The 19,252-nt window shown below is 55.5% G+C and carries 19 protein-coding genes; 18 read left to right on the top strand and 1 reads right to left on the bottom strand.

Going from position 1 to position 19,252, the window contains the following annotated elements; genetic code table 11:
• The first annotated feature begins 202 nt into the window (after positions 1-202).
• The 18 genes from maeB to eutR all read left to right on the top strand — a co-directional run bounded on the left by maeB (position 203) and on the right by eutR (position 18,346).
• Positions 203-2,482: an NADP-dependent oxaloacetate-decarboxylating malate dehydrogenase gene (gene maeB / locus A9587_RS01380; protein ID WP_000342663.1), complete on the top strand. Its 2,280-nt coding sequence runs from the start codon at positions 203-205 to the stop codon at positions 2,480-2,482.
• A gap of 291 nt (positions 2,483-2,773) precedes the next feature.
• Positions 2,774-3,109: an ethanolamine utilization microcompartment protein EutS gene (gene eutS / locus A9587_RS01375; protein WP_000356954.1), complete on the top strand. Its 336-nt coding sequence runs from the start codon at positions 2,774-2,776 to the stop codon at positions 3,107-3,109.
• 12 nt (positions 3,110-3,121) lie between these two features.
• Complete coding sequence (eutP, locus tag A9587_RS01370; protein ID WP_038355470.1) at positions 3,122-3,601, top strand: ethanolamine utilization acetate kinase EutP; 480 nt, start codon at positions 3,122-3,124, stop codon at positions 3,599-3,601.
• A complete protein-coding gene (eutQ, locus tag A9587_RS01365) occupies positions 3,576-4,277 on the top strand; it encodes an ethanolamine utilization acetate kinase EutQ (RefSeq protein WP_000733938.1) in 702 nt (233 codons plus the stop codon). The genes eutP and eutQ overlap by 26 nt, the downstream gene beginning before the upstream one ends.
• Entirely contained in the window at positions 4,274-5,077 is an 804-nt protein-coding gene (gene eutT / locus A9587_RS01360) for an ethanolamine utilization cob(I)yrinic acid a,c-diamide adenosyltransferase EutT (RefSeq protein ID WP_000651314.1), read from the top strand. The genes eutQ and eutT overlap by 4 nt, the downstream gene beginning before the upstream one ends.
• A complete protein-coding gene (gene pta, locus A9587_RS01355; RefSeq protein WP_000583002.1) occupies positions 5,074-6,090 on the top strand; it encodes a phosphate acetyltransferase in 1,017 nt (338 codons plus the stop codon). The genes eutT and pta overlap by 4 nt, the downstream gene beginning before the upstream one ends.
• Before the next feature lie 38 nt (positions 6,091-6,128).
• Complete coding sequence (gene eutM, locus A9587_RS01350; RefSeq protein WP_000387719.1) at positions 6,129-6,422, top strand: ethanolamine utilization microcompartment protein EutM; 294 nt, start codon at positions 6,129-6,131, stop codon at positions 6,420-6,422.
• Positions 6,423-6,528: 106 nt separating this feature from the next.
• On the top strand, positions 6,529-6,816 hold the full coding sequence (gene eutN / locus A9587_RS01345; protein WP_000762196.1) for an ethanolamine utilization microcompartment protein EutN: 288 nt from the start codon (positions 6,529-6,531) through the stop codon (positions 6,814-6,816).
• Positions 6,817-6,827: 11 nt separating this feature from the next.
• Positions 6,828-8,231, top strand: a complete 1,404-nt coding sequence (locus A9587_RS01340; RefSeq protein ID WP_105263369.1) for an aldehyde dehydrogenase family protein — start codon at positions 6,828-6,830, stop codon at positions 8,229-8,231.
• A gap of 10 nt (positions 8,232-8,241) precedes the next feature.
• A complete protein-coding gene (gene eutJ / locus A9587_RS01335; protein ID WP_105263368.1) occupies positions 8,242-9,078 on the top strand; it encodes an ethanolamine utilization protein EutJ in 837 nt (278 codons plus the stop codon).
• Complete coding sequence (gene eutG, locus A9587_RS01330; protein WP_001516845.1) at positions 9,068-10,255, top strand: ethanolamine utilization ethanol dehydrogenase EutG; 1,188 nt, start codon at positions 9,068-9,070, stop codon at positions 10,253-10,255. Before eutJ ends, eutG begins: the two co-directional genes overlap by 11 nt.
• 915 nt (positions 10,256-11,170) lie before the next feature.
• Positions 11,171-12,397 (top strand): ethanolamine utilization protein EutH, encoded by a 1,227-nt coding sequence (gene eutH / locus A9587_RS01325; protein WP_105263367.1) that lies wholly within the window; start codon positions 11,171-11,173, stop codon positions 12,395-12,397.
• Positions 12,394-13,797, top strand: coding sequence for an ethanolamine ammonia-lyase reactivating factor EutA (eutA, locus tag A9587_RS01320; RefSeq protein WP_001097493.1), 1,404 nt, complete (start codon positions 12,394-12,396; stop codon positions 13,795-13,797). Before eutH ends, eutA begins: the two co-directional genes overlap by 4 nt.
• A gap of 11 nt (positions 13,798-13,808) precedes the next feature.
• Positions 13,809-15,170 (top strand): ethanolamine ammonia-lyase subunit alpha, encoded by a 1,362-nt coding sequence (gene eutB / locus A9587_RS01315; protein ID WP_001516843.1) that lies wholly within the window; start codon positions 13,809-13,811, stop codon positions 15,168-15,170.
• Between the two features lie 20 nt (positions 15,171-15,190).
• Complete coding sequence (eutC, locus tag A9587_RS01310) at positions 15,191-16,078, top strand: ethanolamine ammonia-lyase subunit beta (protein ID WP_016249048.1); 888 nt, start codon at positions 15,191-15,193, stop codon at positions 16,076-16,078.
• Between the two features lie 9 nt (positions 16,079-16,087).
• A complete protein-coding gene (eutL, locus tag A9587_RS01305) occupies positions 16,088-16,747 on the top strand; it encodes an ethanolamine utilization microcompartment protein EutL (RefSeq protein WP_001111029.1) in 660 nt (219 codons plus the stop codon).
• Positions 16,748-16,759: 12 nt separating this feature from the next.
• Positions 16,760-17,248 (top strand): ethanolamine utilization microcompartment protein EutK, encoded by a 489-nt coding sequence (gene eutK, locus A9587_RS01300; RefSeq protein ID WP_001516840.1) that lies wholly within the window; start codon positions 16,760-16,762, stop codon positions 17,246-17,248.
• 45 nt (positions 17,249-17,293) lie between these two features.
• Positions 17,294-18,346 carry an HTH-type transcriptional regulator EutR gene (eutR, locus tag A9587_RS01295; protein ID WP_105263366.1) on the top strand — a complete coding sequence of 351 codons (1,053 nt, stop codon included), beginning with the start codon at positions 17,294-17,296 and terminating at the stop codon, positions 18,344-18,346.
• 5 nt (positions 18,347-18,351) lie between these two features.
• On the opposite strand, the gene hemF is transcribed toward eutR, so the two are convergent.
• Positions 18,352-19,251: an oxygen-dependent coproporphyrinogen oxidase gene (hemF, locus tag A9587_RS01290; RefSeq protein ID WP_016262236.1), complete on the bottom strand. Its 900-nt coding sequence runs from the start codon at positions 19,249-19,251 to the stop codon at positions 18,352-18,354.
• Between the last annotated feature and the right edge of the window lies 1 nt (position 19,252).

Below are 19,252 nucleotides of genomic sequence, written 5' to 3'. Positions count from 1 at the left end.
GCATAGCAGACAGGCATGGTATTGCTGGATTAAGCAGGTAACATCAGTGTTATAGGATTATTACCGAAACATTATTTCGATGTGGAGAGTTTGGACTTGCTCAAAGTCTGAAAGCTCCGGCAAGGTGATAATGTGCGCCACGTTGTGGGCGAAGGCAGCAACCCACACATTTTTGTGAACGTTACGTGAAAGGAACAACCAAATGGATGACCAGTTAAAACAAAGTGCACTTGATTTCCATGAATTTCCAGTCCCAGGGAAAATCCAGGTTTCTCCGACCAAACCTCTGGCAACGCAGCGCGATCTGGCGCTGGCCTATTCGCCTGGCGTCGCCGCGCCTTGTCTTGAAATCGAAAAAGATCCGTTAAAAGCCTACAAATATACAGCGCGCGGTAACCTGGTGGCGGTGATCTCTAACGGTACGGCAGTGCTGGGGCTCGGTAACATTGGAGCACTGGCAGGCAAACCGGTAATGGAAGGCAAGGGCGTTCTGTTTAAGAAATTCGCCGGGATAGATGTGTTTGACATCGAAGTTGATGAGCTGGACCCGGATAAATTTATTGAAGTGGTCGCCGCACTCGAACCGACGTTCGGTGGTATCAACCTTGAAGACATTAAAGCGCCAGAATGTTTCTACATTGAGCAGAAACTGCGCCAGCGAATGAACATTCCGGTATTCCATGACGACCAGCACGGTACGGCAATCATCAGCACCGCCGCCATCCTCAACGGCTTGCGCGTGGTGGAGAAAAATATCTCCGACGTAAGGATGGTGGTTTCTGGCGCAGGTGCAGCGGCAATCGCCTGTATGAACCTGCTGGTGGCGCTGGGTCTGCAAAAACACAACATCGTAGTTTGCGACTCAAAAGGCGTTATCTATCAGGGGCGCGAGCCGAATATGGCGGAAACCAAAGCGGCATATGCAGTTGTGGATGACGGCAAACGTACCCTCGACGATGTGATTGAAGGCGCGGATATTTTCCTCGGCTGTTCCGGCCCGAAAGTGCTGACCCAGGAGATGGTGAAGAAAATGGCTCGCGCGCCGATGATTCTGGCGCTGGCGAACCCGGAACCGGAAATTCTGCCGCCGCTGGCGAAAGAAGTGCGTCCGGACGCCATCATCTGTACCGGTCGTTCCGACTATCCGAACCAGGTCAACAACGTGCTTTGCTTCCCGTTCATCTTCCGTGGCGCGCTGGACGTTGGCGCAACGGCCATCAACGAAGAGATGAAACTGGCAGCGGTACGCGCAATTGCTGAACTGGCTCATGCGGAACAGAGCGAAGTGGTTGCTTCTGCCTATGGCGATCAGGATCTGAGCTTTGGCCCGGAATACATTATTCCTAAACCGTTCGATCCACGTCTGATCGTCAAGATCGCGCCAGCGGTGGCAAAAGCGGCAATGGAGTCCGGTGTGGCGACGCGCCCGATTGCCGACTTTGACGCCTACATCGACAAGTTGACCGAGTTCGTTTACAAAACCAACCTGTTTATGAAGCCGATTTTCTCCCAGGCTCGCAAAGCGCCGAAGCGCGTTGTCCTGCCTGAAGGGGAAGAGGCGCGCGTTCTGCACGCGACTCAGGAACTGGTAACGCTGGGACTGGCAAAACCAATTCTTATTGGTCGTCCAAATGTGATCGAAATGCGCATTCAGAAACTGGGTTTGCAGATCAAAGCGGGCGTTGATTTTGAGATCGTCAATAACGAATCCGATCCGCGCTTTAAAGAGTACTGGAGCGAATACTTCCAGATCATGAAGCGTCGTGGTGTAACTCAGGAACAGGCGCAGCGTGCTCTGATCAGCAACCCGACTGTGATCGGCGCGATCATGGTTCAGCGTGGCGAAGCCGATGCAATGATCTGCGGTACGGTGGGCGAATATCACGAACACTTCAGCGTGGTGAAAAATGTGTTTGGCTATCGCGATGGTGTTCACACCGCTGGCGCAATGAACGCGCTGCTGCTGCCGAGTGGTAACACCTTTATTGCTGATACTTACGTCAATAATGAGCCAGATGCAGAAGAGCTGGCGGAGATCACCTTGATGGCGGCAGAAACGGTCCGTCGTTTCGGTATTGAGCCGCGCGTTGCTCTGCTGTCGCATTCCAACTTCGGCTCTTCTGACTGCCCGTCGTCAAGCAAGATGCGTAAAGCGCTGGAGCTGGTGAGAGAACGTGCTCCTGAACTGATGATTGATGGTGAAATGCATGGTGACGCGGCGCTGGTAGAAGCGATTCGCAACGACCGTATGCCGGACAGCCCTTTGAAAGGTTCCGCCAATATTCTGGTGATGCCGAACATGGAAGCCGCCCGCATTAGTTACAACTTGTTGCGCGTTTCCAGCTCGGAAGGTGTGACGGTCGGCCCGGTGCTGATGGGCGTGGCAAAACCGGTTCACGTATTAACGCCAATCGCGTCAGTGCGTCGTATCGTTAACATGGTGGCGCTGGCCGTGGTTGAAGCGCAAACTCAACCGCTGTAATTCTTAATGTTAAATCACGCTTACCCTGAATTATTCGGGGTAAGCGATTTACCGCAATATATCAGAAGGGATTATTACTGGTTTTTCGAATAATAAAGTACGCCATATAAAAATAAATCAATATCAATTTAATTATATTCATGTGCTGCACGTGAAAATATATGCATTACATAAAATATCTCCCCATTCTTAGTGATCTACCTCACCTTTCAAACTCGCTTGCCGAATTTTGTTATTTACTCTGACGAAAAATTGTCACGATAGCCGCAAGTTTTTCACAGGCGGCGACTCATGGATAAAGAACGCATCATTCAGGAATTTGTGCCCGGGAAACAGGTCACGCTGGCACATCTCATTGCGCACCCTGGCGAGGAACTGGCGAAGAAAATCGGTGTTCCGGATGCAGGTGCAATCGGCATTATGACGCTAACTCCCGGCGAAACGGCGATGATTGCCGGTGATTTAGCATTGAAAGCCGCCGACGTACACATTGGTTTTCTCGACCGCTTCAGTGGTGCTCTGGTGATTTATGGCTCGGTGGGCGCAGTGGAAGAAGCTTTATTACAAACCGTTAGCGGTTTAGGGCGCTTATTAAATTATACGCTGTGTGAAATGACGAAAAGTTAATACGAGGCATTCATGAAACGAATCGCGTTTGTGGGGGCCGTCGGGGCAGGAAAAACAACGCTTTTTAATGCTTTGCAGGGGAATTACGCTCTCGCCAGAAAAACGCAGGCTGTGGAATTTAATGATAAGGGTGATATTGATACTCCAGGCGAATATTTTAGCCATCCCCGCCTGTATCACGCCTTAATTACCACGCTACAGGATGTGGACATGCTGATCTATGTCCACGGCGCGAATGACCCGGAAAGCCGATTACCTGCCGGGTTGCTGGATATTGGCGTTATTAAACGGCAAATCGCCGTCATCAGTAAAACGGACATGCCAGATGCTGACATCGCCGCTACGCGACAGCTATTGCTTGAGACGGGCTTCGAAGAACCGATTTTCGCGCTAAACAGCCACGACCCGCAAAGCGTGCAGCAACTGGTGGATTATCTGGCATCTCTCACCGAACAGGAGGAAGCAGGTGAAAAAACTCATCACAGCGAATGATATTCGTGAAGCACATTCACGCGGCGAACAGGCAATGTCCGTGGTTCTGCGTGCCAGCATTATTACCCCGGAAGCGCGAGAAGTGGCGGCCCTGCTGGGGGTTACCATCATCGAGTGCGATGAATCGACGCCGGTAACGGCATCCGTTCCCGCCAGCGCGCCAGCCGATAAAACCGAAAACCAGCGCATCCGCGAAACCATCATCGCCCAGTTACCGGAAGGCCAGTTTACCGAAAGCCTGGTCGCGCAACTGATGGAAAAAGTGATGAAGGAAAAACAGTCGCTGGAGCAGGGCGCAATGCAGCCGAGCTTTAAATCGGTGACCGGCAAAGGCGGCATCAAAGTGATTGATGGCGGCAGCGTGAAATTTGGTCGTTTCGATGGCGCACAACCGCACTGCGTGGGCTTGACTGATCTCGTGACCGGAGACGACGGCAGCAGCATGGCCGCCGGTTTTATGCAGTGGGAGAACGCCTTCTTCCCGTGGACCCTGAACTACGACGAAATCGACATGGTACTGGAAGGGGAACTGCATGTTCGCCACGAAGGCGAAACCATGATCGCCAAAGCGGGCGATGTGATGTTTATCCCGAAAGGTTCCAGCATCGAATTTGGTACGACATCCAGCGTGAAGTTCCTGTATGTCGCCTGGCCGGCGAACTGGCAATCCCTATGAAAGATTTCATCACCGAAGCATGGCTAAGAGCAAACCATACGCTCAGCGAAGGCGCAGAGATCCATCTCCCTGCGGACAGTCGCCTGACGCCCTCTGCCCGGGAGTTGCTGGAAAGCCGCCATCTGCGCATCAAGTTTATTGATGAGCAGGGGAGTTTGTTTGTTGACGATGAACTGCAGCAGCCGCAGCGTGTTCACGGGTTGACCAGTAGCGATGAATATCCGCAAGCGTGCTGCGAACTGTGTCGCCAGCCGGTGGCAAAAAAGCCTGACACGCTGACTCACCTGTCGGCGGAAAAAATGGTCGCTAAAAGCGATCCGCGCCTGGGTTTTCGCGCTGTCCTCGACAGCACCATTGCGCTGACAGTGTGGCTGCAAATTGAACTGGCGGAACCGTGGCAGCCGTGGCTGGCGGATATCCGTTCGCGTCTTGGCAACATTATGCGTGCCGATGCGTTGGGGGAACCGCTGGCCGATCAGGCGATTGTCGGGTTTTCTGACGAAGAGCTGCATCGGCTTTCTCACCAGCCGCTGCGTTATCTCGACCACGATCATCTGGTGCCGGAAGCCAGCCACGGACGCGATGCGGCGTTGCTGAACTTGCTGCGAACCAAAGTGCGGGAAACCGAAACCGTCGCGGCGCAGGTGTTTATTACCCGCAGTTTTAACGTACTGCGTCCAGATATCTTGCAGGCGCTGAACCGCCTTTCCAGCACGGTTTACGTGATGATGATTTTGAGCGTAACGAAGCAGCCGCTAACGGTGAAACAGATCCAACAACGACTGGGGGAAACGCAATGATTATTGAACGTTGTCGTGAACTGGCGTTGCGAGCGCCCGCCAGAGTGGTTTTTCCGGATGCGTTAGACCAGCGTGTGCTGAAAGCTGCGCAATATCTGCATCAGCAAGGCCTGGCGACGCCCATTCTGGTCGCCAGTCCGTTTGAACTTCGCCAGTTTGCGTTCACTCATGGTGTGGCGATGGATGGACTACAGGCCATTGATCCGCATGGCAACCTCGCAATGCGGGAAGAATTTGCCCAGCGCTGGCTGACCCGTGCGGGAGAAAAAACGCCGCCGGATGCGCTGGAAAAACTCACCGACCCGTTGATGTTCGCCGCCGCGATGGTTAGCGCCGGTAAAGCGGATGTCTGTATCGCGGGCAATCTCTCTTCCACGGCGAATGTGTTGCGTGCCGGATTACGCATTATTGGTTTGCAACCTGACTGTAAAACGCTCTCCTCCATTTTCCTGATGTTGCCGCAGTACAGCGGCCCGGCGTTGGGTTTTGCCGATTGCAGCGTAGTGCCGCAACCAACGGCGGCGCAACTGGCTGATATCGCGCTTGCCAGCGCCGAAACATGGCGGGCTATCACCGGAGAAGAGCCGCGCGTGGCGATGCTGTCATTTTCCAGCAACGGCAGCGCCCGCCACCCCTGCGTTGCTAACGTTCAGCAGGCGACAGAAATAATCCGTGAACGCGCGCCACAACTGGTAGTGGATGGCGAGTTGCAGTTTGACGCCGCCTTTGTGCCGGAAGTGGCAGCGCAAAAAGCGCCTGCCAGCCCGCTTCAGGGCAACGCCAATGTGATGGTTTTTCCGTCGCTAGAGGCGGGAAATATTGGCTACAAAATCGCACAACGACTTGGCGGATATCGTGCCGTCGGGCCATTGATACAAGGACTTGCCGCGCCGATGCACGATCTCTCGCGTGGTTGTAGCGTGCAGGAAATTATCGAGCTGGCGCTGGTGGCCGCCGTACCGCGTCAGACAAAAGTGAACCGCGAAAGCAGTTTACCCACACTGGTTGAATGAACGGTCCCGTTCTGGACCCCTATAAAGAGGAAAACACAATGGAAGCATTAGGAATGATCGAAACCCGGGGCCTGGTTGCACTGATTGAGGCTTCTGATGCGATGGTGAAAGCCGCGCGCGTCAAACTGGTTGGTGTTAAGCAGATTGGTGGCGGTCTGGTGACTGCAATGGTTCGTGGTGATGTTGCTGCCTGTAAAGCCGCGACCGATGCCGGTGCCGCAGCGGCACAGCGTATTGGCGAGCTGGTATCCGTACACGTTATCCCGCGTCCGCACGGCGACCTGGAAGAAGTCTTTCCGATCGGCCTGAAAGGCGACAGCAGCAACCTGTAATCACCCTGTGTGACGTCGATTCGGGCGTCACGCTCTCTCCTTGTTCATTTTACCTTCTGCGGAGGGTAGGGGGAGCTTTTACCTGAAATACGCCACGGAGGCGGGTATGAAACTGGCTGTCGTCACTGGGCAAATTGTTTGCACCGTGCGCCACCACGGACTGGCGCATGACAAATTGCTGATGGTGGAAATGATTGATCCACAGGGAAATCCCGATGGGCAGTGTGCCGTCGCTATCGACAATATTGGCGCAGGAACCGGAGAGTGGGTGTTGCTGGTGAGTGGCAGTTCCGCCCGCCAGGCGCATAAAAGCGAAACGTCGCCGGTCGACTTGTGCGTGATTGGCATTGTCGATGAGGTGGTGTCTGGCGGTCAGGTCATTTTCCACAAATAAGGCAGAACATCATGAATCAACAGGATATTGAACAGGTGGTGAAAGCGGTGCTGCTGAAAATGCAAAGCAGTGATACACCGCCCGCCGCCGTTCATGAGATGGGCGTTTTTGCTTCCCTGGATGACGCCGTTGCGGCTGCTAAAGTGGCGCAACCTGAGTTAAAAAGTGTGGCGATGCGCCAGTTAGCCATTGCTGCTATTCGTGAAGCAGGCGAAAAGCACGCCAGAGATTTAGCGGAACTTGCCGTTAGTGAAACCGGCATGGGTCGCGTTGAAGATAAATTTGCCAAAAACGTCGCTCAGGCGCGCGGTACGCCGGGTGTTGAATGCCTTTCTCCGCAGGTGCTGACCGGTGATAACGGCCTGACCTTGATTGAAAACGCACCCTGGGGCGTGGTGGCTTCGGTGACACCGTCAACCAATCCGGCGGCAACTGTAATTAATAACGCCATCAGCCTGATCGCCGCGGGCAACAGCGTCATTTTCGCCCCACATCCGGCGGCGAAAAAAGTCTCTCAGCGGGCGATTACGTTACTCAACCAGGCGATTGTCGCCGCAGGCGGGCCAGAAAATTTACTGGTTACCGTGGCAAATCCGGATATCGAAACCGCGCAACGCTTGTTCAGGTTTCCGGGCATTGGCCTTTTGGTGGTGACAGGTGGCGAAGCGGTAGTGGAAGCGGCGCGCAAACACACCAATAAACGCCTGATTGCCGCAGGTGCCGGTAATCCGCCGGTGGTGGTGGATGAAACCGCCGACCTCGCCCGTGCCGCGCAGTCCATCGTCAAAGGCGCTTCTTTCGATAACAACATCATTTGTGCCGATGAAAAGGTACTGATTGTCGTTGATAGCGTAGCCGATGAACTGATGCGCCTGATGGAAGGCCAGCACGCGGTGAAACTGACCGCAGAGCAGGCACAGCAACTGCAATCTGTGTTGCTGAAAAATATCGACGAGCGCGGAAAAGGCACCGTCAGCCGTGACTGGGTAGGTCGTGACGCGGCGAAAATCGCGGCAGCAATTGGCCTGAACGTCCCGCAAGAAACGCGTTTGCTGTTTGTGGAAACCACTGCAGAACATCCCTTTGCCGTTACCGAGCTGATGATGCCGGTGTTGCCTGTCGTGCGCGTCACCAACGTGGCTGATGCCATTGCGCTGGCGGTGAAACTGGAAGGTGGTTGCCACCACACGGCGGCAATGCACTCGCGCAATATCGACAACATGAACCAGATGGCAAACGCCATTGATACCAGCATTTTCGTCAAGAACGGGTCGTGCATTGCCGGGCTGGGGCTGGGCGGAGAAGGCTGGATCACGATGACCATCACCACGCCAACCGGTGAAGGGGTAACCAGCGCGCGGACGTTTGTTCGTCTGCGCCGCTGTGTATTAGTCGATGCGTTTCGCATTGTTTAAGGAGTAACAGATGGCGCACGACGAACAATGGCTCACCCCACGTCTGCAAACAGCGGCAACGTTGTGTAACCAGACGCCAGCGGCGACGGAATCTCCGCTGTGGTTGGGGGTGGATCTGGGCACCTGCGATGTGGTGTCAATGGTCGTCGACCGCGACGGTCAGCCGGTGGCGGTATGCCTCGACTGGGCCGATGTGGTCCGCGACGGCATCGTCTGGGATTTCTTCGGCGCAGTCACCATTGTTCGTCGCCATCTTGACACCCTTGAGCAGCAATTGGGTCGCCGTTTTAGTCATGCGGCGACGTCATTTCCCCCGGGGACGGATGCGCGTATTTCCATCAACGTGCTGGAATCTGCCGGACTGGAAGTGAGTCATGTGCTGGATGAGCCAACGGTGGTGGCAGACCTGCTGCAACTGGACAACGCTGGCGTAGTGGATATCGGCGGTGGCACCACCGGTATTGCCATTGTGAAACAGGGCAAAGTGACTTACTCGGCAGATGAAGCGACTGGCGGACATCATATCTCTCTGACCCTCGCCGGAAATCGTCGCATTCCGCTGGAAGAGGCGGAGCATTACAAGCGCGGTCACGGCAAAGAAATTTGGCCTGCGGTGAAGCCGGTATACGAAAAAATGGCGGACATTGTCGCCCGACATATCGCAGGGCAGAGCATTACTGATTTATGGCTGGCAGGTGGTTCCTGTATGCAACCGGGCGTGGCGGAACTGTTTCGCAAACAATTCCCGGCATTACAGGTGCATTTACCGCAGCACAGTTTGTTTATGACCCCGCTGGCGATAGCCAGTAGCGGGCGAGAGAAAGCGGAGGGGATCTATGCAAAATGAATTGCAAACGGCGCTCTTTCAGGCATTCGATACCCTGAATCTGCAACGGGTAAAAACATTTAGCGTTCCGCCAGTGACGCTCAGCGGTCTGGGCGCGGTGAGCGGTTGTGGACAACAAGCGCAAACCCGTGGCCTGAAACATCTGTTTGTAATGGCAGACAGCTTTTTACATCAGGCGGGGATGACCGCTGGCCTTATGCGTAGTCTGGCCGTCAAAGGAATTGCCATCACGCTCTGGCCGTGTCCGGTGGGCGAACCGTGTATTACTGACGTTTGTGCGGCTGTGGCGCAACTGCGTGAATCGGGTTGTGATGGGGTGATCGCGTTTGGCGGTGGCTCGGTGCTGGATGCGGCGAAAGCCGTTGCGTTGCTGGTGACGAACCCCGATAGCACACTGGCCGGGATGTCAGAAAACAGCGTTCTGCAATCACGCCTGCCGCTGATTGCCATTCCAACGACTGCCGGAACCGGCTCTGAAACCACTAACGTGACGGTGATTATCGACGCAGTGAGCGGGCGCAAGCAGGTATTAGCACATGCTTCGCTGATGCCGGATGTTGCCATTCTCGACGCCGCGCTGACCGAAGGCGTGCCGTCGCATGTCACGGCGATGACCGGTATCGACGCGTTAACTCATGCCATTGAAGCGTACAGCGCGCTGAACGCCACACCGTTTACCGACAGTCTGGCGATTGGCGCAATCGCGATGATCGGTAAATCGTTGCCGAAAGCGGTGGGCTACGGGCATGACCTTGCTGCGCGCGAGAGCATGTTGCTGGCTTCATGTATGGCCGGAATGGCGTTTTCCAGCGCGGGGCTTGGGTTGTGTCACGCGATGGCGCATCAGTCGGGTGCGGCGCTGCATATTCCGCACGGTCTGGCGAACGCCATGTTGCTGCCAACGGTGATGGAGTTTAACCGAATGGTTTGTCGTGAACGCTTTAGCCAGGTTGGTCGGGCGCTGCGAACTAAAAAATCGGACGATCGTGACGCTATTAACGCGGTAAGTGAGCTGATTGTGGAAGTTGGGATTGGTAAACGGCTGGGCGATGTTGGTGCGACATCTGCGCATTACGATGCATGGGCGCAGGCCGCGCAGGAAGATATTTGTCTGCGTAGCAACCCGCGTACCGCCAGCCTGGAGCAGATTGTCAGCCTGTACGCAGCGGCGCAATAAACGCCGGATGCGACGCTTGTCGCGTCTTATCCGGCCTACAGGATTGCACATGCAGGGCGGATAAGGCGTTCACGCCGCATCCGCCAGTGGCGTGGTACAAGTGCCGGATGCGACGCTTGTCGCGTCTTATCCGGCCTACAGGATTGCACATGTAGGGCGGATAAGGCGTTCACGCCGCATCCGCCAGTGGCGCGGTGCAGATGCCGGATGCGACGCTTGTCGCGTCTTATCCGGCCTACAGGATTGCATATGTAGGGCGGATAAGGCGTTCACGCCGCATCCGCCAGTGGCGTGGTGCAAGTGCCGGATGCGACGCTTGTCGCGTCTTATCCGGCCTACAGGATTGCACATGCAGGGCGGATAAGGCGTTCACGCCGCATCCGCCAGTGGCGCGGCGCAGATGCCGGATGCGACGCTTGTCGCATCTTATCCGGCCTACAGGATTGCACATGCAGGGCGGATAAGGCGTTCACGCCGCATCCGCCAGTGGCGCGGTGCAGATGCCGGATGCGACGCTTGTCGCGTCTTATCCGGCCTACAGGATTGCATATGTAGGGCGGATAAGGCGTTCACGCCGCATCCGCCAGTGGCGTGGTGTAAGTGCCGGATGCGACGCTTGTCGCGTCTTATCCGGCCTACAGGATTGCACATGCAGGGTGGATAAGGCTTCACGCCGCATCCGCCAGTGGCGTGGTACAAGTGCCGGATGCGACGCTTGTCGCGTCTTATCCGGCCTACAGGATTGCACATGCAGGGCGGATAAGGCGTTCACGCCGCATCCGCCAGTGACGTGGTACAAGTGCCGGATGCGACGCTTGTCGCGTCTTATCCGGCCTGCAGGATTGCACATGCAGGGCGGATAAGGCGTTCACGCCGCATCCGCCAATAAATAATAACTAACAGGGAGTAAAGGCGATGGGAATTAATGAAATCATCATGTACATCATGATGTTCTTTATGCTGATAGCTGCCGTAGACAGGGTTCTGTCGCAGTTCGGCGGTTCAGCGCGTTTCCTCGGTAAATTCGGTAAAAGCATTGAGGGATCGGGCGGCCAGTTTGAAGAAGGCTTTATGGCAATGGGCGCTCTGGGTCTGGCGATGGTCGGTATGACCGCGCTTGCGCCTGTACTGGCACACGTACTTGGGCCGGTAATCATCCCGGTTTACGAAATGCTCGGCGCAAACCCGTCAATGTTCGCCGGAACACTGCTGGCGTGCGATATGGGCGGCTTCTTCCTCGCCAAAGAACTGGCGGGCGGCGATGTGGCAGCGTGGCTATACTCTGGGTTAATTCTCGGGTCGATGATGGGGCCAACGATTGTGTTTTCCATTCCGGTGGCGCTTGGCATCATCGAACCGTCTGACCGCCGTTATCTCGCACTCGGCGTGCTGGCCGGTATTGTGACCATTCCGATTGGTTGTATCGCCGGTGGTCTGGTGGCGATGTATTCCGGTGTGCAGATCAACGGCCAGCCGGTGGAATTTACCTTCGCGCTGATCCTGATGAATATGATCCCAGTGATCATTGTCGCGATTCTGGTGGCGCTGGGGCTGAAATTCATCCCGGAAAAAATGATCAACGGTTTCCAGATCTTCGCCAAATTTCTCGTGGCATTAATCACCATCGGTCTTGCCGCTGCGGTGGTGAAATTCCTGCTTGGCTGGGAACTGATCCCCGGTCTTGATCCCATCTTTATGTCTCTTGGCGACAAACCCGGCGAAGTGATGCGCGCCATTGAAGTGATCGGATCGATTTCCTGCGTTCTGTTGGGGGCGTACCCGATGGTGCTGCTGCTGACCCGCTGGTTTGAAAAACCGCTGATGAGTGTCGGTAATCTACTGAATATGAACAATATTGCGGCGGCGGGTATGGTGGCGACGCTTGCCAACAATATCCCGATGTTCGGCATGATGAAGCAGATGGATACCCGCGGCAAAGTGATCAACTGTGCCTTCGCCGTTTCCGCTGCCTTTGCCCTGGGCGACCACTTAGGTTTCGCCGCTGCCAACATGAACGCCATGATCTTCCCGATGATTGTCGGCAAGCTGATCGGCGGTGTTACGGCGATTGGCGTGGCGATGATGCTGGTGCCAAAAGAAGATGCGACCACGGCTAAAACCGAAGCGGAGGCGCAATCGTGAACACTCGCCAGCTACTGAGCGTCGGTATCGATATCGGCACCACCACCACCCAGGTGATCTTCTCCCACCTGGAACTGGTTAACCGTGCGGCAGTGTCGCAGGTGCCGCGTTACGAATTCATCAAACGCGAAATTAGCTGGCAAAGCCCGGTGTTCTTTACCCCTGTCGACAAACAGGGTGGATTAAAAGAAGCGGAACTGAAAACTTTAATCCTTGAGCAATATCAGGCTGCGGGCATTGCACCGGAGAGCGTCGATTCCGGTGCCATTATTATCACCGGCGAAAGCGCGAAAACCCGCAATGCCCGTCCGGCGGTGATGACGCTCTCTCAATCGCTGGGCGATTTTGTCGTCGCCAGTGCCGGACCGCATCTCGAATCGGTGATTGCCGGGCACGGTGCCGGAGCGCAAACCCTCTCTGAACAACGGTTATGTCGGGTGCTGAATATCGATATCGGTGGCGGCACGGCGAACTACGCCCTGTTCGATGCCGGAAAAATCAGTGGAACTGCCTGCCTCAACGTCGGCGGTCGGCTGCTGGAAACCGACTGCCAGGGGCGCGTGATTTACGCTCATAAACCGGGGCAGATGATTGTGGATGAGTGCTTCGGCACAGGCACTGACGCCCGTTTACTGACCGGTGCGCAGTTGGTGCAGGTTACCCGGCGGATGGCGGAACTGATTGTCGAAGTGATTGAAGGAACGCTCTCGCCGCTCGCGCAGGCATTGATGCAAACCGGTTTGCTGCCCGCAGGCGTTACGCCCGAAATCATTACTCTTTCTGGCGGCGTGGGCGAATGTTATCGCCATCAGCCCGCTGACCCGTTCTGTTTTGCCGATATTGGGCCGCTGCTGGCAACAGCGCTGCATGACCATCCGCGCCTGCGTGAGATGCGCGTGCAGTTTCCGGCGCAAACCGTGCGCGCCACGGTGATTGGCGCGGGTGCGCATACCCTTTCGCTCTCTGGCAGCACTATCTGGCTGGAGGGCGTGCAACTGCCGCTGCGCAATTTGCCGGTGGCGATCCCGATTGATGAAACGGATCTGGTGAATGGCTGGCAACAGGCGCTGATTCAGCTCGATCTTGATCCCAACTCTGACGCGTACGTGCTGGCGCTTCCCGCCGGGCTTCCCGTGCGTTACGCCGCGGTACTGACGGTCATCAACGCGCTGGTCGATTTCGTCGCGCGTTTTCCGAATCCGCATCCCCTGCTGGTGGTGGCCGGGCAGGACTTTGGTAAAGCTCTGGGCATGTTGTTGCGCCCACAGCTACAACAACTCCCGTTGGCAGTCATTGACGAAGTGATTGTTCGCGCGGGGGACTATATCGACATTGGTACGCCTCTTTTTGGCGGATCGGTTGTGCCGGTGACGGTGAAATCACTCGCATTTCCTTCCTGAGGGAACGACTTATGAAACTAAAGACCACATTGTTTGGCAATGTTTATCAATTCAAGGATGTAAAAGAGGTGCTGGCGAAGGCCAACGAACTGCGTTCGGGGGATGTGCTGGCGGGGGTTGCGGCAACAAGCTCGCAGGAGCGGGTAGCGGCAAAGCAGGTGTTGTCGGAAATGACCGTGGCGGATATCCGCAATAACCCGGTGATTGCCTATGAAGAAGACTGCGTGACGCGGCTGATTCAGGATGACGTTAACGAAACGGCCTACAACCAGATTAAAAACTGGAGCATCAGCGAGCTGCGTGAGTACGTCCTGAGCGACGAAACCAGCGTTGATGATATTGCCTTTACCCGTAAAGGGCTGACCTCGGAAGTGGTCGCGGCAGTGGCGAAGATTTGCTCTAACGCGGATCTGATCTACGGCGCAAAGAAAATGCCGATTATCAAAAAGGCCAATACCACCATCGGTATTCCAGGCACTTTCAGCGCCCGTTTGCAGCCAAACGATACCCGTGATGACGTACAAAGTATCGCCGCGCAAATCTATGAAGGGCTTTCCTTCGGGGTAGGCGATGCGGTGATCGGCGTCAACCCGGTGACGGACGATGTGGAAAACTTAAGCCGCGTGCTGGACACCATCTACGGGGTGATCGACAAATTCAACATTCCGACTCAGGGCTGCGTGCTGGCGCACGTCACCACCCAGATTGAAGCGATTCGTCGCGGCGCACCGGGCGGGCTGATTTTCCAGAGTATTTGTGGCAGCGAGAAAGGGCTGAAAGAGTTCGGCGTGGAACTGGCAATGCTGGACGAAGCCCGCGCAGTGGGCGCAGAGTTCAACCGTATCGCCGGGGAAAACTGCCTCTACTTCGAAACCGGACAAGGTTCTGCACTCTCCGCTGGTGCCAACTTCGGTGCAGATCAGGTGACGATGGAAGCGCGTAACTACGGGCTGGCGCGTCATTACGATCCGTTTATCGTCAACACCGTGGTCGGTTTTATTGGGCCGGAGTATCTCTACAACGACCGGCAGATTATCCGTGCGGGCTTAGAAGATCACTTTATGGGCAAGCTGAGCGGCATTTCTATGGGCTGTGACTGCTGCTACACCAACCACGCTGACGCTGACCAGAACCTCAACGAAAACCTGATGATCCTGCTCGCTACCGCAGGCTGCAACTACATCATGGGGATGCCACTGGGTGACGACATCATGCTCAACTACCAGACCACGGCGTTCCATGACACCGCTACTGTGCGTCAGTTACTGAATCTGCGTCCGTCACCGGAGTTTGAACGCTGGCTGGAAAGCATGGGCATTATGGCAAACGGTCGCCTGACCAAACGGGCGGGCGATCCGTCACTGTTCTTCTGATGACGCGGAGATAACACATCATGGATCAAAAACAGATTGAAGAAATTGTACGCAGCGTGATGGCGTCAATGGGACAAGCGGCCGCCGCGCCGTCAGAAGCAAAATGCGCCACCACAACCTGTGCAACACCGGTGACCTCGGAAAGCTGCGTGCTGGATTTAGGTTCTGCTGAAGCGAAGGCGTGGATTGGCGTTGAAAATCCGCATCGCGCAGACGTATTAACCGAACTGCGCCGCAGCACCGTGGCCCGCGTCTGTACCGGTCGTGCCGGTCCGCGTCCGCGTACCCAGGCGCTGTTGCGTTTCCTGGCCGACCACTCGCGCTCTAAAGATACGGTGCTGAAAGAGGTGCCGGAAGAGTGGGTGAAAGCGCAGGGGCTGCTGGAAGTACGTTCTGAAATTAGCGACAAAAACCTTTATCTGACGCGCCCGGATCTGGGACGTCGTCTGTGTGCGGAAGCCGTCGAGGCTTTGAAAGCGCAATGTGTCGCCAATCCTGACGTGCAGGTCGTTGTCTCCGATGGTCTGTCTACGGATGCCATCACTGTGAACTACGAAGAAATTCTGCCGCCGCTGATGGCGGGCTTGCAACATGCGGGGCTGAAAGTCGGCACGCCGTTTTTTGTGCGTTATGGTCGCGTGAAAATTGAAGACCAGATTGGCGAGCTTCTTGGCGCGAAAGTGGTGATCCTGCTGGTGGGCGAACGTCCGGGGTTAGGGCAGTCAGAGAGCCTCTCCTGTTACGCCGTTTACTCACCGCGTATGGCAACTACCGTGGAGGCCGATCGCACCTGTATCTCTAACATTCACCAGGGTGGCACGCCGCCGGTTGAAGCCGCAGCCGTCATTGTGGATTTGGCGAAACGTATGCTGGAGCAGAAAGCATCCGGCATCAACATGACCCGATAAGGAGGCATCATGCCAGCTTTAGATTTGATTCGACCGTCGGTCACTGCCATGCGGGTGATTGCCTCCGTTAACGCTGATTTTGCGCGTGAACTGAAATTGCCGCCGCATATTCGTAGCCTCGGGCTGATTTCCGCCGATTCTGATGATGTCACCTACATTGCGGCTGATGAAGCGACAAAACAGGCGATGGTTGAAGTGGTGTATGGTCGCTCGCTGTATGCCGGCGCGGCGCACGGCCCGTCACCGACTGCCGGTGAAGTATTGATTATGCTCGGCGGGCCAAACCCGGCGGAAGTGCGTGCCGGTCTGGATGCGATGGTCGCGCATATTGAAAACGGCGCGGCGTTCCAGTGGGCGAACGATAAGCAAGATACGGCATTCCTCGCTCATGTGGTTTCGCGTACCGGTTCTTATCTCTCTTCCACTGCAGGCATTACGCTCGGTGATCCGATGGCGTATCTGGTGGCACCGCCGCTGGAAGCGACCTACGGCATTGATGCTGCGTTGAAATCTGCTGATGTGCAACTGGTGACTTATGTTCCGCCACCGTCAGAAACCAACTATTCAGCGGCATTTTTGACCGGTAGCCAGGCAGCGTGTAAAGCGGCCTGTAACGCCTTTACTGATGCAGTGCTGGAAATCGCGCGTAATCCAATCCAACGTGCGTAACGGAGGTTGCCGATGAACAATGCACTGGGTTTGTTGGAAGTTGACGGCATGGTCGCCGCAATCGATGCGGCAGATGCCATGCTGAAAGCGGCAAACGTGCGTCTGCTCAGTCATGAAGTGCTTGACCCCGGTCGCTTAACGCTGGTGGTGGAAGGCGATCTGGCGGCGTGTCGTGCGGCGCTGGATGCCGGTTATGCCGCCGCAATGCGTACCGGGCGAGTTATCAGCCGCAAGGAAATTGGTCGACCTGATGATGACACCCAGTGGCTGGTTGCTGGCTTTAACCGACAGCTAAAGCAACCTGGCGCGCCAGCGATCGTCACGGAATCTGCCGACGAGTTGTTGGCGTTGTTAACATCAGTACGTCAGGGAATGACGGTCGGAGAAGTTGCCGCCCACTTTGGCTGGCCGCTGGAAAAAGCCAGAAATGCGCTCGAACAGCTCTTTTCTGCCGGGACGTTACGTAAACGCAGTAGTCGTTATCGTCTCAAGCCCCATTAACCTGTCGGAGGTGCCGGGTGTCATATAACACCCGGCATTAACATCATGAAAAAGACCCGTACAACCAACTTGCACCATCTTTATCATGAACCCTTACCCGAAAATCTGAGGCTCACGCCGAAGGTTGAAGTGGATAATGTTCATCAACAACAGACAACAGATGTCTATGAACATGCTTTGACAATTACCGCCTGGCAGCAGATTTATGATCAACTGCATCCGGGAAAGTTTCATGGTGAATTTACGGAAATCCTGCTTGATGATATTCAGGTTTTCCGTGAATACACCGGTCTGGCGCTGCGCCAGTCGTGTCTGGTCTGGCCGAACTCATTCTGGTTTGGTATTCCGGCGACGCGCGGTGAACAGGGATTTATCGGTTCGCAATGTCTGGGAAGCGCAGAAATAGCCACGCGGCCCGGCGGCACTGAGTTTGAATTAAGTACGCCGGACGATTACACCATTCTTGGCGTGGTGATCTCGGAAGATGTCATTTCCCGTCACGCAAACTTTCTGCATAACCCGGAAAGGGTGCTGCATATGTTGCGTAATCAGTCGGCGCTGGAAGTGAAGGAGCAGCATAAAGCCGCACTGTGGGGCTTTGTTCAACAGGCGCTGGCGACGTTTTGCGAGAATCCGGAGAACTTACATCAATCCGCTGTGCGTAAAGTGCTTGGCGATAACTTGTTGTTGGCGATGGGAGTGATGCTGGAAGAAGCGCAGCCAATGGTGACGGCGGAAAGCATCAGCCATCAGGGCTATCGACGATTGCTTTCCCGCGCCCGCGAATATGTGCTGGAGAATATGTCCGAACCGGTAACGGTGCTGGACTTGTGCAATCAACTGCACGTCAGTCGCCGCACCTTACAAAACGCATTTCACGCTATTTTGGGCATTGGCCCGAACGCGTGGCTGAAACGCATTCGCCTGAACGCCGTGCGCCGCGAGCTGATAAGTCCGTGGTCGCAAAGTCTGACGGTAAAAGACGCCGCCATGCAGTGGGGATTCTGGCATCTTGGGCAATTTGCGACGGATTATCAGCAACTGTTTGCCGAGAAGCCATCACTGACGCTGCATCAGCGGATGCAGGAGTTAGGGTGATGAAATTACACCCAATCCCTGACCTGAATAAATTTACTCAACGCCGCTTCCGGGCTGCCTTCTTCCGGTTGATAATCGTACTCCCAGCGTACCAGTGGCGGCATTGACATCAGGATTGATTCGGTGCGCCCGCCGGTTTGTAAGCCAAACAGCGTACCGCGATCCCAGACCAGGTTGAATTCGACATAACGACCGCGACGGTAGAGCTGGAAATTGCGCTCGCGCTCGCCATATGCCATTGCTTTACGTCGCTCAACAATCGGCAAGTATGCGTCGGCGTAACCTTTGCCTACCGCCTGCATAAAGGCGAAGCAGTGGTCGAAGTCTGGCGTGTTCAGGTCATCAAAGAACAGCCCGCCAATGCCGCGCTGTTCATTGCGATGTTTAAGGTAGAAGTATTCGTCGCACCACTTTTTGTAGCGTGGATAAACATCTTCGCCAAATGGCAGGCACAGGTCGCGGGCGGTGCGGTGCCAGTGAATGGCGTCTTCTTCAAAGCCATAGAAAGGGGTTAAGTCAAAACCACCGCCAAACCACCAGACGGGATCGACACCCGGTTTTTCGGCAATAAAAAAGCGCACATTGGCGTGGCTGGTGGGAACATACGGATTATGCGGATGCACTACCAGCGATACACCCATCGCCTCGAAACTGCGCCCGGCAAGTTCCGGGCGATGAGCAGTGGCAGAAGCGGGCATCGCGTCGCCGTGGACGTGAGAAAAGTTGACGCCCGCCTGTTCGAAAACACCACCATTACGCAACACCCGGCTACGCCCGCCGCCACCAGCTTCGCGCTGCCAGCTATCTTCGGCAAACTGTGTGCCATCTACGGCGCTCAGTTGCTGGCAAATTGTATCCTGAAGGTTGAGCAGGAACTGTTTAACCTGGTGTGCGTCGGGCTTCATA

Origin of the sequence: Escherichia sp. MOD1-EC6162, assembly GCF_002965125.1 — a bacterium.
Lineage (GTDB): Bacteria > Pseudomonadota > Gammaproteobacteria > Enterobacterales > Enterobacteriaceae > Escherichia > Escherichia marmotae.
Note: the sequence above shows the minus strand (reverse complement) of the source record. Positions and strands in the feature narration are given on the sequence as shown.

Excerpts from the sequence above, each read along its gene's own strand:
- eutL (WP_001111029.1), top strand. The coding sequence starts at position 16,088 with ATGCCAGCTTTAGATTTGATTCGACCGTCGGTCACTGCCATGCGGGTG.
- hemF (WP_016262236.1), bottom strand. The coding sequence starts at position 19,251 with ATGAAGCCCGACGCACACCAGGTTAAACAGTTCCTGCTCAACCTTCAG.
- maeB (WP_000342663.1), top strand. The coding sequence starts at position 203 with ATGGATGACCAGTTAAAACAAAGTGCACTTGATTTCCATGAATTTCCA.
- eutR (WP_105263366.1), top strand. The coding sequence starts at position 17,294 with ATGAAAAAGACCCGTACAACCAACTTGCACCATCTTTATCATGAACCC.
- eutT (WP_000651314.1), top strand. The coding sequence starts at position 4,274 with ATGAAAGATTTCATCACCGAAGCATGGCTAAGAGCAAACCATACGCTC.
- pta (WP_000583002.1), top strand. The coding sequence starts at position 5,074 with ATGATTATTGAACGTTGTCGTGAACTGGCGTTGCGAGCGCCCGCCAGA.
- A9587_RS01340 (WP_105263369.1), top strand. The coding sequence starts at position 6,828 with ATGAATCAACAGGATATTGAACAGGTGGTGAAAGCGGTGCTGCTGAAA.
- eutP (WP_038355470.1), top strand. The coding sequence starts at position 3,122 with ATGAAACGAATCGCGTTTGTGGGGGCCGTCGGGGCAGGAAAAACAACG.
- eutM (WP_000387719.1), top strand. The coding sequence starts at position 6,129 with ATGGAAGCATTAGGAATGATCGAAACCCGGGGCCTGGTTGCACTGATT.
- eutN (WP_000762196.1), top strand. The coding sequence starts at position 6,529 with ATGAAACTGGCTGTCGTCACTGGGCAAATTGTTTGCACCGTGCGCCAC.
- eutG (WP_001516845.1), top strand. The coding sequence starts at position 9,068 with ATGCAAAATGAATTGCAAACGGCGCTCTTTCAGGCATTCGATACCCTG.
- eutC (WP_016249048.1), top strand. The coding sequence starts at position 15,191 with ATGGATCAAAAACAGATTGAAGAAATTGTACGCAGCGTGATGGCGTCA.
- eutH (WP_105263367.1), top strand. The coding sequence starts at position 11,171 with ATGGGAATTAATGAAATCATCATGTACATCATGATGTTCTTTATGCTG.
- eutJ (WP_105263368.1), top strand. The coding sequence starts at position 8,242 with ATGGCGCACGACGAACAATGGCTCACCCCACGTCTGCAAACAGCGGCA.
- eutK (WP_001516840.1), top strand. The coding sequence starts at position 16,760 with ATGAACAATGCACTGGGTTTGTTGGAAGTTGACGGCATGGTCGCCGCA.
- eutB (WP_001516843.1), top strand. The coding sequence starts at position 13,809 with ATGAAACTAAAGACCACATTGTTTGGCAATGTTTATCAATTCAAGGAT.
- eutS (WP_000356954.1), top strand. The coding sequence starts at position 2,774 with ATGGATAAAGAACGCATCATTCAGGAATTTGTGCCCGGGAAACAGGTC.